This window comes from Sphingopyxis panaciterrae (assembly GCF_011762125.1).
Classification (GTDB): domain Bacteria; phylum Pseudomonadota; class Alphaproteobacteria; order Sphingomonadales; family Sphingomonadaceae; genus Sphingopyxis; species Sphingopyxis panaciterrae.
In genome coordinates this window covers 51,874-67,086 of sequence record NZ_JAASQN010000003.1, presented here as the reverse complement: position 1 = coordinate 67,086, position 15,213 = coordinate 51,874, and the positions used below count along the sequence as shown (strand labels likewise).

The window sequence follows — 15,213 nt, the reverse complement described above, 5'->3', positions numbered from 1 at the left end:
TGCCGCTAAATAAATCGATGATGATAGATCATTATGAGCCGGAGCATGGTGAAAGTCCACCTTCGCCGCCCGATCAGGTGCTGACCGGGCGGATGTCTTCCGGCGGCGGATCGCGATAAAGACGGTCGACCAGACCGCCGCGCCGTTCGAGCACGGCGCGCTGGTTGACATAGCCCTTGTCGGTCATTTCGCCGCCTTCGACCGACAGCGGCTCTTCGGCGATCAGAAAACGGCGCACCCGCCGCGACGAACCCCCGGCGCTCCGGTTATGCTCCGCAAGCCGCTCGGCAAGAATATCCGCCAGTGCGTCGGCGTCGAAGCTGCCCTCGCTGGTGAACTCCCCGTGCGCCGCGGCCGAGGGCCAGATCAACGCAGTCACGAAGCTGCGATCCTGGCCGGCGATCACCGCGTCCTGTACATAGGGGCTGCACGCGGCGACGATATCGGGACGCAAGATACCGACCGACACCCAGGTGCCGCTGTCGAGCTTGAAATCCTCCGCGACCCGGCCGTCGAACACCAGCCCCTGTCCGGGGTCATTTTCGTCGAGGAAACGCACCGCATCGCCAAGGCAATAATAGCCTTCCTCGTCGAACGCCTGCGCGCTCCGCTCGGGATCGCCGATATAAGCGGGCATCACCGTCGGGCCCTTCACCCGCACCTCGAGCTTCGTCCCGTTCGGCACCAGCTTCAGCGTGATCCCGGGCAGCGGCAAGCCGATCATCCCGACGCGTTCGGTCGCCCAATGCGTCACGGTGATACCCTGCGTTTCGGTCGAGCCATACATGGTGGTGATCGGGATGCGCTGCCCCGTCTCGGCGATCGCCAGCGCCTGCAACCGGTCGAACAGATCGTCGGACAGCGTCGCCCCGCCATAACCCATCTGCATCAGGTTGCGGAAGAAGGAGGCGCGCAGCAGCGGGTCCCGTTCAAGCGCGTCGGCGAGCATGCCAAAGGCGATCGGCGCCGACGCGAAGATAATCGGCGACACCTCGCGCAGATTGCGGATCGTCTGGTCGAAGAGCCCCGGCACCGGCTTGCCGGTGTCGAGATAGAGCGTCCCTGCGTCGTTGATCACGCCGTTGAAATTGATGTTGCCCGCAGAAATATGGCTCCACGGCATCCAGTCGAGCAGTTCGACCTCGATCGACGGATCGCGCGGCTCGCTGCGCAACCCCGTCGTCCCGGCAATCACCCCCGTCATCATCCCCTGCGTCTGCGGCACCGCCTTGGGCATGCCCGTCGATCCCGAGGTGAAGAGGATCTTCGCCACCGTCGCGGCGCCGATCGTATCGCGGCGCGCCGCTACCTTCGGCCCTGCGGCGGCGCGTTCCAGATCGGCCAGCGCCACGCTCTCCCCGCTGCCGTCGGCGGTGACGACCATGAGGTCCGGATCAGCCTGTCGCAGCGCGGCAATCGCCGGCGCGAACGGGCCCGCCGTCTGCGCAAAGACGATCGCGGGCCGCACCACCTGCGCACAGTGGAGCAGGCGCGCGAAATCCTGCCCGGCGAGCGAATAGGATGGGCTGACCGGGACGCCGGCAACGCCCGCCGTCATGCAGCCGAGCAGCAACAGCGCCTGTTCGGTCGAATTGGCCGACAGGATCAGCACCGCATCGCCCTCGCCCAACCTGCGATCGATCAGCGCCTGCGCGATATTGTCCGATCGCGCCAGCGCATCGCCATAAGTCAGCACCTGCCAGGGCCCGTCGTCACCCGCGCGCTCCTTGATGAAGGCGCGCGCCGGATGCGCGAGCGCGCGGTCGCGGAACAGGTGCGGGATCGATTGCGCCGCCGCGGCGGGCGCGTGGCGCGAGGTGATGAAGATCGCGCCATCGGCGCGGCGCTCGACGTCCACCGACGGCGCCAGCATGCCGAGCGGCTTGAAGGGAACGGCTGCCCCGGCGGATGTCTGCTCGCTCATCGACCTCTCCATATCTGTTTCGACCGCAGTCCGCGCCGCGCTCGTCGTTTCATTGACACTATACGAATAGATTTATATATTCTACATCAAAATTTGGATTCGAAAGAGCGCGGGACAAGCCGCCGCCAAAAGGGGAGTGCCGCGTGTCCGTGACAGAAAGCGTCGATGCCGGGGTCGAAGCAGGCCTGCGCAAGATCGCACCCCGCGTCCGGCCCGGCGCGTCCGCGATTGCGGCGCTGGAGCGACTGTCGGGCGGCGCCACGCAGGAAATCTGGCGTTTCGACGTCGGCGACGGCGACGCGGCCGACAGCTACATCTTGCGCCGCGCTCCCGGCGGGACTCGGATTACCGAAGGCGTCGGGCTGGAAATCGAGGCGCAGTTGATGGCCGCGGCAGCGCGGGTCGGCGTTCCGGTGGCGCCCGTCGCGCATATTCTTGCCCCCGAAGACGGACTGGGCCGCGGCTTCGTGATGGGGTTCGTCGCCGGCGAAACGCTGGGCGGGCGGATCGTCAAATCCCCCGACCTCGCCGCCGCGCGCGAAAGGCTCGCGGCCCAATGCGGGACGATGCTGGCGCGTCTGCACCGCATCCCGGCGGGCGATTTTCCGACCCTGACTCGCGACACCCCCGCCGAACTGGTCGAGCGCTGGCGCGCCGCCTATCGCGACACCGCGATCCGGCGTCCGGTCTTCGACCTCGCCTTTCGCTGGCTCGCCGACCATGCCCCGCCGCCGCCCGCCGCGCCGAAGCTGGTCCATGGCGATTTTCGCAACGGCAATCTGATGATCGGCGATGACGGCATCCGCGCGGTGCTCGACTGGGAACTCGCGCATATCGGCGACCCGATCGAGGATCTCGGCTGGCTGTGCGTCAATTCGTGGCGCTTTGGCCGCATCGACCTGCCCGTTGGCGGCTTCGGCCGGCGCGAGGAGCTGTTCGCGGCTTATGAGGCCGAAAGCGGCGCCCCGCTCGATCGCGCGGCGGCCCATTGGTGGGAAGTCTATGGTACGATCCGCTGGGGCACGATCTGTGCCCGGTCGATTGCCGCCTATCGCGACGGCGATGCGACGATGGAACGCGCGATGATCGCCCGGCGAACGTCCGAGACCGAAATCGACCTTCTCCGCCTGATCGCCAGCGAGAGACTCTGAACCCATGCAAGACCAGCCTACCCTCGACGAGCTGCTCGGCGGCGTCATCGATTTCCTCCGCGAAACCGTGGTACCCGAAGCGAAGCCGCGCACTGCCTTTCAGGCGCGCGTCGCGGCGAGCACGCTCGAACTCGTCTGGCGCCAGATCGAATTCGGCGCCCCCGCCGAAGAGCAGGAAAAGCAGCGGCTGATCGGCCTCCTCGGCGTCAACGGCGACCTCGCTGAACTCAACGAACAGCTTGCCGACGCACTCGCCGACGGCCGGCTCGACGTCCAATCCCCCGGCGTTGCCCGGCATTTGCGCGCCACGACGCTCGAAAAGCTGGCCGTCGATCAACCCCATTATTCGGGCTATCGCGCCGCGCTGCGCGAAGCCGCCGAAACGGCAAAGGACAGCTGATATGGATTTCGCGCTCCCGCAGGACCTCGTCGATTATCTCGCCGAGCTCGACCGCTTCATTGCGGCCGAGATCAAGCCGCTCGAGGCGGCCGACGACAATATCCGCTTCTTCGACCATCGCCGTGAACATGCGCGGACCGACTGGGACAATGACGGCCTGCCGCGCCCCGAATGGGAGGCGTTGCTGAAAGAGGCGCGGCGGCGCGCCGACGACGCCGGGCATCTGCGCTTCGCCTGGCCCGCCGAATATGGCGGCAAGGGCGGATCGAACCTCGCAATGGCGGTGATCCGCGAACATCTCGCCGCGAAAGGGCTCGGTCTCCACAATGATCTGCAAAACGAACATAGCATCGTCGGCAACAATCCCTTCATCATGATGTTTCGCGAATTTGCGACAGCGGAGCAGGACGCGCGCGACGGCGCGAAATTGCTCGCGGGCGAGATGTTCACCGCCTTCGGGCTCACCGAGCCGAACCATGGCAGCGACGCGACGCATATGGAGACGCGCGCGGTGCGGCAGGAGCGCGACGGCCAGCCCGGCTGGCTGCTCAATGGCGAGAAGATGTGGACGACGGGCATGCATGTCGCCACCCACGTCATGGTCTTTGCCCGCACCGCGGGCGCCGATGGCGACGCCAAGGGCATCACCTGCTTCATCGTGCCCGCCGACGCGCCGGGGGTGAAGATCGAGGAATGGCTGTGGACCTTCAACATGCCGACCGATCACCCGCGCGTCAGCTTCACCGAAGTCTGGCTACCCGAAGACAGCTATTGGGGAGAAGTCGACCGCGGGCTGGGGCTCGGGCAAAGCTTCGTCCACCAGAACCGCATCCGGCAGGCGGCAAGCTCGCTCGGCGCCGCGGTCTATTGCATCGAGGAAAGCGTACGCTACGCAAGGGAGCGCAAGCCATTCGGCAAGCCGCTCTCCGACAATCAGGCGATCCAATGGCCGCTCGTCGAACTCGCGACGCAGGCCGAAATGCTGCGCCTGCTGATCCGCAAGACCGCGTGGCAGATGGACCAGATGGATCACAAGGCGGTGGCGAGCCAGCTCTCCGACAAGGTCAGCATGTGCAATTACTGGGCGAACCGGCTGGTCTGCGAAGCCGCCGACCGCGCAATGCAGGTGCATGGCGGCATCGGCTATTCGCGCCACAAGCCGTTCGAACATATCTATCGCCACCACCGCCGCTATCGCATCACCGAAGGCGCGGAAGAGATCCAGATGCGCAAGGTCGCGGCCTTCCTGTTCGGCTATATGGGACCGCGCAAGGCCGAATTTGCATGAGCGAGGCGATCCCCGACAGCATTGCCCGAACGCTCGTCGATCCGTCGGCCTATGCCGACGAGCGGATCCACGATGCCTATGCCTGGTTGCGTGCGAACAATCCGCTCGGCCGCGCCGAGGTGCCCGGCTTCGATCCGTTCTGGGTCGTCACGCGACACGCCGACATATTGGAGATCAGCCGCCAGAATGCGCTGTTTCACAATGGCGACCGCTCGACGACGCTGCTTCGGCAGGTTGATGACGCGCGCATTCGCAAGATTACCGGCACCCCGCATTTCGTCCGCTCGCTCGTACAGATGGACGCGCCCGATCACCCCAAATATCGCGCGCTCACCTTCAAATGGTTTTCGCCCGGCAGCGTCAAACAGCTTGAAGCCGACATCCGCGCCCTCGCGCGCCAGGAAGTCGACCGCATGGCGATGATGGGCGGGGCCTGTGACTTCATGGCCGAGGTCGCGCTCGGCTATCCGCTCCATGTCATCATGACGATCCTCGGCGTGCCGATGGCCGACAAGGCAAGAATGCTGAAGCTGACGCAGGATATTTTCGGCGCGCAGGATGGCGAACAGGCAGAAAAGAACCGCAAGCTCGAGGCGCTGCCGGGGTTCATCTCCCGATTTCTGGTCAAGGCATTTCTTGCCGATTTCACCCGATATTTCATGAAGATCGCGAAGGACCGCCGCGCGAACCCGCAGGACGATCTGGCAAGCGTCATCGCCAATGCGGTGATCGACGGCAAACTGATTTCGGACCGCGAGGCGACGGGCTATTTCACCATCGTCGCGACCGCGGGCCATGACACCACCTCTTCGTCACTCGCCGGCGGCATGGCCGTCCTCGCGCAAGTTCCCGAGTTGCTTGCACGGCTCAAGGCCGATCCCACACTCATTCCGGCGTTCGTCGAGGAGGCGATCCGCTGGACCAGCCCGGTCAAGACCTTCATGCGGTCGGCGACCGAAGACACCGAATTCGCCGGGCGGCGCATCGCCAAGGGCGACTGGCTGATGCTCTGCTATGCCTCGGGCAACCGCGACGAAGCGGTCTTCGACGACCCCTTCGCCTTCCGCCTCGACCGCAAGCCGAACAAGCAGCTCGCCTTCGGCTATGGGGCGCATGTCTGCATCGGCCAGCATCTCGCCCGGCTCGAACTGCGCATCATGTTCGAGGAACTGATTGCCCGGCTGGACAGCGTCGCACCCGACGGTGCGATGCGCTTTACCCAAAGCTGGTTCGTCAACGGCCCGCGCACACTGCCGCTGCGCTTTACATTCTCCTGACCAAAGGAACGAGACGGTGATCCACCAGACTCCCGCCGCCCTGCCCATCCCCGGTCGGCATGGCCGCGACATCGAGGCGCAGCGCCGCAGTCTCGCCGGCCTGCGCAAGGTGATCCCGGTCGATCCCGAACCCGGTGCCGAGCGCTGGCAGGATCTCGGCGAAGCGCTGATGCAGGGCGATCCGCTGCTCGACGATGTCGTCGTGTGGATGATGGACGTCGGCTATCGCAGCGGCAAGGCGCTATACGATCAGGCGGCAAGCGAGGGCATCGCGTCGATCAAGGACGCCCCGCCGGTGCTGCGCGCCTTTTTCGAGCATGTCGAAAACACCCCCGGCTGGGCCGACGCTGCGCGGCTCGACGAAGGCGCGCGATGCAGCGCGCTGGCGGGCCGCATGGGCAATTTTGCGTTGCGCGACGTCGTGCTGATCGGTGGCTATCAGCTTTCGGCGGTCAACAAGACATTGCTCGCGACCGGCGCGCTCAAGAAGAATACCGCGAAGCGGCTGATGGAAACGACCAAATGGTTCCTCGACTGCATGGCCTTGGGCGGCATGGCGAAACATGCGCCGGGTTATGTCTCGACGCTGCAAGTGCGGCTGATCCACGGGCTCGTCCGGCGGCAAGTGCGGCGGCTCGACGATTGGGATGTCGCCGCCGATGGGTTGCCGATCAACCAGCTCGACATGCACAACACCTATCTTGGCCATTCGGTCGTCTATCTGATCGCCACTCGCCTGCTCGGCGTGCCCTATAAGGCCGACGAGGCGCAGGCGGTCATGGACTTGTGGCGCTATGTCGGCTGGCTGATGGGCGTCGACGAGCGGCGGCTGCACGAAACCGAGCTCGAGGCGATCGTCGCGCTCTACCAGAACAGCCTGTCGCAGCCCGGCCCTGACGAAAGCGGCAAGATCCTTGCCGGCGCGATGGTCGACGAACCGCTGTCGATCCGCCACGGCCGCTTTCCCGGCCTTCAAGGCCGCTGGACGCGCGCCGTGCACCTCAGCATCTCGCGCGGTTTCCTGGGCAAGCAGGGAATGGAAACGCTCGGCCTGCCGAACGTCCTGCCCTGGTATCCGTTGTTGACCGGCCCCGCCCGCTTCCTGTCGCACAAGCTTATCCGCCTGCTCCCCGGCGGGCGCGACTGGCTGATCCGCCGCGGTTTCCGGCGGCAGGCCAATGAGCTGCGGATTCGGACCGGCGCGGTACCGCCGAAGCAGTTCGCGCCGCATATCCAGACCGCCGCCGCCGCTCAGGGGTGAGCGGCTTCGGCGCGGGCCTTCAGGCAGGCATTGAATGTTTCGAAATTGCGCCGGATCGCCTCGCCATAGTTCGCCAGCACCGCTGGCGCGAGGCTGCCGGAGAAATGTTCATGATGACGAAGGAGCGTGGCATTCGGGCCTGCGGGTAGCAGCTCGAAGAAATGGTCGCCGCGGAGTTGCCCCTCGGCCCCGCCGACCCAGTGCATGACGAAGGGATCGAGCCGCTCGACCCGGCACGGCTGCTCCATCTCATGCCCCGATGCCGTATCGCGGGTGCATACGGCTATTTGTGCCCCGGCGGCCGCGCAGCCTTCGATGCGCGGGACATAATCGTTCCAGGCGCCATAATCGTCGAAAGCGATGAGGATCGCCCAGACCGCCGCGGGTGCTGCCGCAATGCGGATTTCGGTTTCGATCGCCAGGATGCCGGCGCTCACGAACCGATCAGCGCCGACAGCCGCGCCATGTCGGCAAAGCTGAAGATATAGGCACGGCGGCCGCGCGGCGACCGGTTCGGCCCGGTATAATGCGGCGTCGAATAGCCATGGACCGTCGCCGACCCGGCAGGCAGCGGGCAACGCACCGCATGATCGAGCGGCAGCGATGCGGCGGGATCGGTGATCGCGAGCAGGCGTCCATCGTCATCGGGCGAACCCGACGCGACATGATGCGGCGGCATCGGGCCGCCGTGCACCCGAGGGATGAATTCCATGCAGCCCATGTCGGCATCGACATCGTCGAGCGCGAGCCAGAATTGGGCGACGACATCGTTCGGCCACGCGGTTCCGGCCGGCGTCATCGGCATCGCGGCATAGGCCATGTCCATATGCCACGGCGTCTCATGCGGATGATGCGGGGGCTTATGGATCAGCATCGAGAAGAAGAATTGCGGATCGTCGCATCCGATCAGCCGCGCCGCAATCGCCCGGGCCCGGTCGAGTGCCGCATTGTCGGCGAACAGCGGGTGATGGAGGTGCGGCAACATGATTTGCCGCGTCAGCCCGCCGAGTTCGCGATCGGTCCCCGGGCAGGGCACCGATCCGTCGAGCATGGCATCGTAAACCCCGCGCATCGCATCGAGCAGCGGTGCATCGGCCAGGTCCGGAACGATGGCGAAGCCGTCGGCGCGGAAGCGGTCGAGCATGTCATCGGGCGTTGCAGTCGCGGTCATGTCTTCTCCCCTCAGGCTCATCGGCACGCCACGGTCACGTCTGCGGCGCGCAGCGGCCGCGCCGTGTCGCGGATCGTCACGACGCGCGTCTCGCCCGCCGCCAGGTCGAAATAATTGTCGTCGAACAGCGCCGTTTCCGACGGAACGAGCAAGTGGACGAAAAACAGATAGGCGGACGCGGTCAGCGTCACCGTCACTTCATTCGGCCCCGCCTGTTCGATCGCATATTCGGGCCGCGCATCGTGCGGCCGTTCGAGATCCTTGATCGCAGCGAAGAAATGCCGGTTCGCCGGGAAGGCTTCGTCCGCCGCGCGCACCGTCAGCAGCCGGCCGGGTGCCGCGCCCAGCCGCGCGGCGTCGGCGCGCCAGATCGGCCGGCTGCGATTGTCGGAAACCGCGTAAGCCACCTCGTCGCGCCAGACCGTCCCCACGTGCATATCGACCAGCTCGACGACCAGGTCGCCCGCCAGGTCGCGGGCGCGGTCGTTGGTCAGCCACAGCTCGACTGCTCCGTCCTCCAGCGGCTTGAACGACGCCAGCAGCGGCGCATAGACGCGGCGGACATAATGATAGCCTGCCTTCGCGAAGCCATAGAAATCGAGCAGGCTCCAGCTCACCCCCGGCCAGCAATCGTTGAGCTGCCAGATCAGCGTGCCCGAACAATGCGGCATCCGGCGGCGATAATGTTCGATGCCGAACTTCAGCCCCTCGGCCTGCGCGATCTGGGTGAAATCGACATAGTCGTCCAGCGTCGCGGGCAGGCCGGTGACCGGCGCGATCATCGCGTCGACCTTGTTCTTCGGGATGTCCTTGATGCGGTTTTCCAGCGCCGGGCTCTTGAGGCTGAGCTGGTCGGCGGGCACCGAGCGGCGCAGCGTTTCCATCACGGGCGACGCCTGGATGCCGAATTCGCTGATGAAGCGGCCCATATCCTCGGCGTAGCGTTGATAAGCGACGCCTTCGGGGCTGCGGTCGACCGCAGCGATCGACCGGTCGTCGGGCACCGGGGGGAGGCCGTGCCATACGGTCCAGTTGTGGAGATCACCCTCCTTCATGCTGTTCGCATGCGGCCCGCCGAACGGGCTTCCCGGCCAATAGGGCACCGCGGGGTCCAACTTCGCGACCTGTTCGGGGATGATCTTGTCGTAGAAAAGCGCGCCTTCGACCGCATCCTGGCTGCCGGTCGCCTCGTTGACGAAGGACTGGATGAACTGATTCTCGTTGTTGCCGCACCATAGCGCCAGCGCGGGATGGTGGCGCAGACGGCGCACCTGATATGCCACCTCGGCCTCGATGCTGGCGACAAGGTCGGGATAATGTTCGGGATAAAGCGAGCAGGCGAACATGAAATCCTGCCACACCAGCACGCCCAGTTCGTCGCACAGGTCGTAAAAAGCATCATGTTCATAGATGCCGCCGCCCCACACGCGCAGCATATTCTGCCCGCCGCGCGCCGTCGCCTCGATCAGCGGGCGGTAATGCTCGCGGGTCAGCACACCGACGAGCGAATGCGCAGGAATCCAGCATGACCCCTTGGCGAAGACCGGCCGGCCGTTGAGGATGAAGCGGAAGAATCTGGTCCCCGGCTCATCGGGGTCGGGCGATGTGTCGAGCGCGATGGTGCGGATGCCGACGCGCAGTTCGCGGCGGTCCAGTTCCTCGCCATTGTGCCGCAATGTCGCGGTAACGCGGTACAGCGGCTGCGCGCCCAGTTCGGCGGTCCACCAGAGCTGCGCCTGCGCGATCGTCGCGGCGACCCGCGCGACATCGCGATCGCCCTCGCGAACCAGCGTCGACGCTTGCGTCAGCAGCACCGCGCCGTCGGGAGCGGCGATTTCGATGGTCAGCGCCAGCGGTTCGTCCGCGGCAAATGCTTCGACTTCGGCGTCGACGCAGACGGCGGCGCTGCCGTCGGCACCGAGCGTCAGCGTCCGGAACTGCAGCGCGTCGATCGCGGCGATGCGCTGGCGTTGCAAGACGACCGGCCGCCAGATGCCGACGGTCGGCAGCGTCGGGCCCCAGTCCCAGCCCCAGCCGAATTGCGCCTTGCGAACGAGGTTGCGCTTGCTCACCTCGACCCCGACGCCAAGCCCCGGCCAGGCGTTGGCGGTGCGCCCTTCGACGCGCAGCGGAACGGGATCGAAACGGATCGCCAAGAGATTGGCCCCCACGCGGACGCGGCCGGTGACGTCGATTTCCTTGCCGAGAAACATATTGTCCGACTGGCCGATCTCTTCGCCGTTCAGATAGATGGTCGCAAAGGTATCAAGCCCGTCGAAGCGCAGGATAAGGCGTTCATCCACCACGGCGGACGCCGCCTCGAAACCATGGCGCCACCACCATTCCTTCGTCGATATCCACGCGCAGGCCTCTTCGCCGCCCTCGCCATGCGGATCGCAGACCACCCCGGCGGCAAACAGCGCTTCGTGAATGTCGCCGGGCAAGGTCACCGCATACCAATCGCCCGGCGGCGGCGAATCGCCCGCCGCGCCGGCGGCCAGTCCGTCACCCGGCGCAAAGGCAGCGACATTCCATTGGTCCATCATCGTTCGGCATCCTCGGCATGTTCGTCGTTACCGCAAGATGACCAATATGAACTAGATTAGTCAACTATAATATATTTATCGTGCCTGGGGCCCTGACCTTAGCGCCACGGTGGCCATTGGCGGCGCCCAAGTGACCCTCCCTTGCCCCGTCTACGCCATCGCACCGCCCGGATCATAAATTCTATTTTGATATATTAATCTACTCTGATATGAAAAATTCAAAGAATGGGAGGAAGCGGCATGGCGTCGGATCGAGAGAACAGGGAACCGGCCTTCAATCATCGGCTGCGCGCCTTCGCCGCGGCGGTTTGCGGCGAAACGGCACCGCTTCCGTCCCCTGCCGGCAGCACCCCCGCCCGTATCACCGCATAACCATTTCAGGGAGACGATCATGAACCAGATTACCGGGGGCGCCTTGCTCGCCCGTACCTTGCAGGCCGCCGGCGTCGACCAGGTGTTCTCGCTCCACGGCGGGCATCTCGATGCCTTTCTGATCGCCTGCGCCGATCATGGTATCACGCTGACCGATACCCGCCACGAGGCGTCGGCGGGCCACGCCGCCGAGGCCTATGCCCGCGCGACGGGCCAGATCGGGGTCGCGGTGCTGACCGCCGGGCCGGGGTTCACCAACGCCTATACCGCGCTCGCCAACGCCTATCTCGACCGCATGCCGGTGCTGTTCGTCGTCGGCGCGCCGTCGACACGCGAGGGCGATCTCAACACATTGCAGGGCGGCATCGACCAGATCGCGGCCGCGAGCCACATCACCAAATGGGCCTATCGCATCACCAACGGCAGCCGGATTCCCGAGATCGTCGAACAGGCGATCCGCCGCGCGATGACCGGCACCCCCGGCCCGGTGCTGCTCGAAGTGCCGATCGAGGTGATGTTCACGCCGATCAAGGCGCCGCCGCGAATCGAGGCGCTGAGCAATTTCGGCCTGACCGACGGCGGCCCGGCGCCAAGCAATGCGCAAGTGGCGACGCTGATCGACATGCTCGCCAAGGCCGAGCGCCCCGTCATCATCGCCGGCGGCGGCGCGACGCTGTCGCGCAGCGCCGACGCGCTAGCCGCCTTTGCCGAGAAGACCGGCATCCCGGTGACCACCGGGGTCAAGGGCGAAGGGCTGATGCCGCAGGATCATCCGCTGTACGGCGGCAGCATGGTCAGCGTGCCCATCGCCGCGGCGATCGGCGCGCCCGCCGACCTCGTCGTCCTGCTCGGCCAGCGCATCGGCCTGTTCACCGGCGGCCGCTACGGCATCGTTCCGGCGGGCGCCAAGGTCGTGCAGATCGACATCGACGGCACCGAACCCGGGCGCGGCGGCCCGATCGACCTGGCGATCATGGCCGATTGCCGCGAGACGCTGCTGGCGCTGACCAGCGCAGCCGAGGGCCGCGAATGGCGCGACCGCGGCGAATGGGCGGCAACGCTGAAAACCGCGCGCACCATCCCCTCGCAGCAATGGCTGACCGCGCCGCTCTATGGCGACGACGGGGTGATGCATCCGTTTCACGCCTGCAAGGCGCTGGCGGCGGCGCTGCCCGAGGATGCGATCATTGTCTGCGACGGCGGCGAATCGTCGGTCTGGGTGCGCGACCATATTCGCCCCAAGGGCACCGGATCGTTCCACATCACCGGCTATCTCGGCACGCTCGGCGTCGGCCAGGGCTTTGCCATCGGTGCCGCGCGCGCCTTCCCCGATCGCCCCGTCTTTCTGTTCGCCGGCGACGGCGGGGTCGGCTTCCACATCCAGGAATTCGATACGATGGTCCGCCACGGGCTCAACGTCCACACGATCGTCCTCAACAACGCCTGTTGGGGCATGTCGCAGAACGGCCAGGACCTGATTTATGGCAAGGACAAGCGCGCGATCGTCGAACTCGCCGACAGCGCTTATGAAAAGGTCGCCGAAGCGTTCGGCGGCAAGGGCTGGCGCGCCGATACGGTCGAGGATATCGCCGCCGCGATGAAAGGGGCGATCGCGGGCGGGGTGCCGAGCTGCATCAACGTCCGGATCGACGGATCGGTGATCAACCCGGTGACGATGAACATGGTCGGCATCAAGCCCGGCGACAAACCGAAGGCCAAACCGGCCGACGCGGGCACGAGCCCCGACAAGGCGGAAGCCGAAAAGGTCGTGATGCCCTATTATGACAATGTCGAATAGGATGCCGCAATGAGCTTTGCCCTGATCGAAGCGGCGGGAGAGCTGACGCGTCCCGCCGTCGTCGGCGTGATCGGCTGCGGCAATATCAGCCATGTCTATCTGCGCACGATCAACCAGTCGCCCGTGCTGCGGCTCAAGGGCTGCTCGGGCCGCAACGCCGCGACCAATGCAGCGCAGGCGGCGCTTTACGGCGGCATCGCGATGACGATCGACGAACTGCTCGCCGATCCCGAAATCGACATCGTCGTCAACCTCACCCCGCCGCTGGTCCATCATGCGATCGGGCGGCGCGTGCTCGAGGCGGGCAAGCATCTCTATAATGAAAAGCCGCTGGCCCACACGCTCGACGAAGCGCGCGACCTGATTGCGCTGGCGAAAAGGCGCGGACTGGCGCTCGGCAGCGCCCCCGACACCTGGTTCGGAACGCCGCACCAGGCGGCGCGGCGCGCGATCGACGCCGGATTGATCGGCCGCCCGGTCGGCGGCGCGGTGACGATGGCCTCGCACGGCATGGAATATTGGCACCCGACGCCCGAATTCTTCTATCTTCCAGGCGGCGGTCCGATGCTCGACGTCGCGCCCTATTATCTCACCCAGCTCGTCAACCTGCTCGGCCCCGTGGCCGAGGTGACCGCCTTTGCCTCGATGCCGTCGGCGACGCGCACCGTCACCAGCCCGCCGGGGCCGCGGCGCGAGATTCCGGTCGATGTCGCGACCAGCGTCAACGGCGCGCTGCGGATGGAAAGCGGCGCGAACATCGCCTTCACCATGTCGTGGGACGTGTGGAAGCACCGGCGGCCGACGCTGGAAATCTATGGCGACGAAGGCACGTTGATCGGCCCCGACGCCAATTTCTTCATCGGCGGTTATCTCCAGGCCGAAAAGGCGATGTACAGCGTCCGCGACGGCGAATGGCAGGTGGTTCCCGGGCAGGGCGAGGAGAGCGCGGCCGACATGGCCTTCGCGCCGCTCGGCGGCCCGCGCGGGCTCGGCGTCGCCGACATGGCGCGCGCCATTGCCGAAGGCCGCGCGCCGCGCGCCAGCGCCGAACTGGCGCTTCACGTCCTCGAAGTGATCCTCGCCGTCGACCGCTCGGCGCGCGAGCGGCGCGCGATCACCGTCGAATCGCGAACCGCTCGGCCCTTGCCGCTCTAGGGCCTGCCGTCGCCCAGCCGTTCCAGCGCCTGTGCCGCAGGGGCGAAGCGCGACGAGGCAGCCGTCCAGACTGCGCAGGCTTCGGCCCCGCGCGCGTATACCGCGATGTCGCTGCCCGGACCGCTGCCTTCATGGCCCAGCGGTGGCACCGGAGTGCGATGATCGGGCATCATCAGACCAAGACCATAGGCCGGATCGCGATGAAGATCGCCGCGATGCTCGGGCAGCGGGCGGCCTTCGCGCATCCGCGCCAGCATATCCGGCCGCAGTAATCGGCCCATGGCCAACGCCTGCACGAGGCGCGCCGCATCCGCCACCGTCCCGGTGACGAGGCCGTGATAGACCCAGCCCGGATGATAGGTGTTCGCATCGCCCATAACGACCCCGGCGAGATCGCCGGAATCCAGGGCGAGACGGGGCGTCGCCAAGCCCGCGGGAGCAAAGACGAGCCGGGCGAGCGCCTCGGCGAGCGGCTGCTGCGCCGCCGCCGCGACCAGCACGCCGACGCGGCGGTAGCCGATGTTCGAATAGGCCCAGCCCTCGCCGGGCCGAAACAGCAATTGACCGGCATTCGCCGCCGCCAGCAGCTGTGCCGCCGGCCATGGCGGCTTCCCCGCCGCGACGTCGGCGTGATAGGCAGGCAGGCCGCCATAATCGGGGAGCCCCGATTCGTGCCGGAGCAGCTGGGCCAGGGTGAAGCGTTCGCCCGCAACATGGTCGTCGAGCGTCAGCAGCCCCTGTTCGACCAGCCGCAGCGCGGCGATGGCGAGGATGGTCTTGGTAAAGCTCCACCAGGGCACGGGACCGGGAACGCCCGCTGCATCCAGACGTCCCGATCCATCAATATAGGCTTCTGCTTCCAATCTTCCG

12 protein-coding genes are annotated in these 15,213 nt (G+C 66.2%); 7 read left to right on the top strand and 5 right to left on the bottom strand.

All coding sequences use genetic code 11. The features are described from left to right. Positions 1 to 73: 73 nt before the first annotated feature. Complete coding sequence (locus FHR22_RS12190; protein ID WP_166942898.1) at positions 74 to 1,924, bottom strand: AMP-binding protein; 1,851 nt, start codon at positions 1,922 to 1,924, stop codon at positions 74 to 76. 143 nt (positions 1,925 to 2,067) lie between these two features. Here FHR22_RS12190 and FHR22_RS12185 point away from each other — a divergent pair, with 143 nt between their 5' ends. Genes FHR22_RS12185 through FHR22_RS12165 form a run of 5 tightly spaced genes read left to right on the top strand, consistent with a single transcriptional unit; the run spans position 2,068 to position 7,301 of the window. Beyond that, positions 2,068 to 3,075, top strand: coding sequence for a phosphotransferase (locus tag FHR22_RS12185; protein ID WP_208417680.1), 1,008 nt, complete (start codon positions 2,068 to 2,070; stop codon positions 3,073 to 3,075). A 4-nt stretch (positions 3,076 to 3,079) separates the two neighbouring features. After that, entirely contained in the window at positions 3,080 to 3,475 is a 396-nt protein-coding gene (locus tag FHR22_RS12180) for a DUF6285 domain-containing protein (protein WP_166942894.1), read from the top strand. A 1-nt stretch (position 3,476) separates the two neighbouring features. After that, the gene (locus FHR22_RS12175) at positions 3,477 to 4,763 is read left to right on the top strand and encodes an acyl-CoA dehydrogenase family protein (RefSeq protein ID WP_166942891.1); all 1,287 of its coding nucleotides are present in this window, start codon (positions 3,477 to 3,479) and stop codon (positions 4,761 to 4,763) included. Then, positions 4,760 to 6,040, top strand: a complete 1,281-nt coding sequence (locus tag FHR22_RS12170) for a cytochrome P450 (RefSeq protein ID WP_166942888.1) — start codon at positions 4,760 to 4,762, stop codon at positions 6,038 to 6,040. The genes FHR22_RS12175 and FHR22_RS12170 overlap by 4 nt, the downstream gene beginning before the upstream one ends. A 16-nt stretch (positions 6,041 to 6,056) precedes the next feature. Then, the gene (locus FHR22_RS12165; RefSeq protein ID WP_166942885.1) at positions 6,057 to 7,301 is read left to right on the top strand and encodes an oxygenase MpaB family protein; all 1,245 of its coding nucleotides are present in this window, start codon (positions 6,057 to 6,059) and stop codon (positions 7,299 to 7,301) included. Here FHR22_RS12165 and FHR22_RS12160 read toward each other — a convergent pair. Genes FHR22_RS12160 through FHR22_RS12150 form a run of 3 tightly spaced genes read right to left on the bottom strand, consistent with a single transcriptional unit; the run spans position 7,292 to position 11,018 of the window. Beyond that, entirely contained in the window at positions 7,292 to 7,738 is a 447-nt protein-coding gene (locus FHR22_RS12160) for an SRPBCC family protein (RefSeq protein ID WP_166942882.1), read from the bottom strand. The two genes, FHR22_RS12165 and FHR22_RS12160, sit on opposite strands and share 10 nt — an antisense overlap. Further along, a complete protein-coding gene (locus FHR22_RS12155) occupies positions 7,735 to 8,472 on the bottom strand; it encodes a phytanoyl-CoA dioxygenase family protein (protein ID WP_166942879.1) in 738 nt (245 codons plus the stop codon). The genes FHR22_RS12160 and FHR22_RS12155 overlap by 4 nt, the downstream gene beginning before the upstream one ends. Before the next feature lie 17 nt (positions 8,473 to 8,489). Next, positions 8,490 to 11,018 (bottom strand): beta-mannosidase, encoded by a 2,529-nt coding sequence (locus FHR22_RS12150; protein WP_166942876.1) that lies wholly within the window; start codon positions 11,016 to 11,018, stop codon positions 8,490 to 8,492. 391 nt (positions 11,019 to 11,409) lie between these two features. Between FHR22_RS12150 and FHR22_RS12145 the strand changes: the two genes are divergently transcribed. Together FHR22_RS12145 and FHR22_RS12140 are read left to right on the top strand one after the other, a co-directional pair. After that, positions 11,410 to 13,188 carry a thiamine pyrophosphate-binding protein gene (locus tag FHR22_RS12145; protein ID WP_166942873.1) on the top strand — a complete coding sequence of 593 codons (1,779 nt, stop codon included), beginning with the start codon at positions 11,410 to 11,412 and terminating at the stop codon, positions 13,186 to 13,188. Between the two features lie 9 nt (positions 13,189 to 13,197). Next, positions 13,198 to 14,343 (top strand): Gfo/Idh/MocA family protein, encoded by a 1,146-nt coding sequence (locus tag FHR22_RS12140; RefSeq protein ID WP_166942870.1) that lies wholly within the window; start codon positions 13,198 to 13,200, stop codon positions 14,341 to 14,343. Here the strand turns inward: FHR22_RS12140 and FHR22_RS12135 are convergent. Further along, a complete protein-coding gene (locus FHR22_RS12135) occupies positions 14,340 to 15,206 on the bottom strand; it encodes a serine hydrolase domain-containing protein (protein WP_166942867.1) in 867 nt (288 codons plus the stop codon). The two genes, FHR22_RS12140 and FHR22_RS12135, sit on opposite strands and share 4 nt — an antisense overlap. Positions 15,207 to 15,213 lie beyond the last annotated feature (7 nt).

What these genes read in the sequence shown, in the direction of transcription:
- FHR22_RS12170 (WP_166942888.1), top strand. Translation starts at nt 4,760, where the DNA reads ATGAGCGAGGCGATCCCCGACAGCATTGCCCGAACGCTCGTCGATCCG.
- FHR22_RS12155 (WP_166942879.1), bottom strand. Translation starts at nt 8,472, where the DNA reads ATGACCGCGACTGCAACGCCCGATGACATGCTCGACCGCTTCCGCGCC.
- FHR22_RS12175 (WP_166942891.1), top strand. Translation starts at nt 3,477, where the DNA reads ATGGATTTCGCGCTCCCGCAGGACCTCGTCGATTATCTCGCCGAGCTC.
- FHR22_RS12140 (WP_166942870.1), top strand. Translation starts at nt 13,198, where the DNA reads ATGAGCTTTGCCCTGATCGAAGCGGCGGGAGAGCTGACGCGTCCCGCC.
- FHR22_RS12150 (WP_166942876.1), bottom strand. Translation starts at nt 11,018, where the DNA reads ATGATGGACCAATGGAATGTCGCTGCCTTTGCGCCGGGTGACGGACTG.
- FHR22_RS12145 (WP_166942873.1), top strand. Translation starts at nt 11,410, where the DNA reads ATGAACCAGATTACCGGGGGCGCCTTGCTCGCCCGTACCTTGCAGGCC.
- FHR22_RS12190 (WP_166942898.1), bottom strand. Translation starts at nt 1,924, where the DNA reads ATGAGCGAGCAGACATCCGCCGGGGCAGCCGTTCCCTTCAAGCCGCTC.
- FHR22_RS12180 (WP_166942894.1), top strand. Translation starts at nt 3,080, where the DNA reads ATGCAAGACCAGCCTACCCTCGACGAGCTGCTCGGCGGCGTCATCGAT.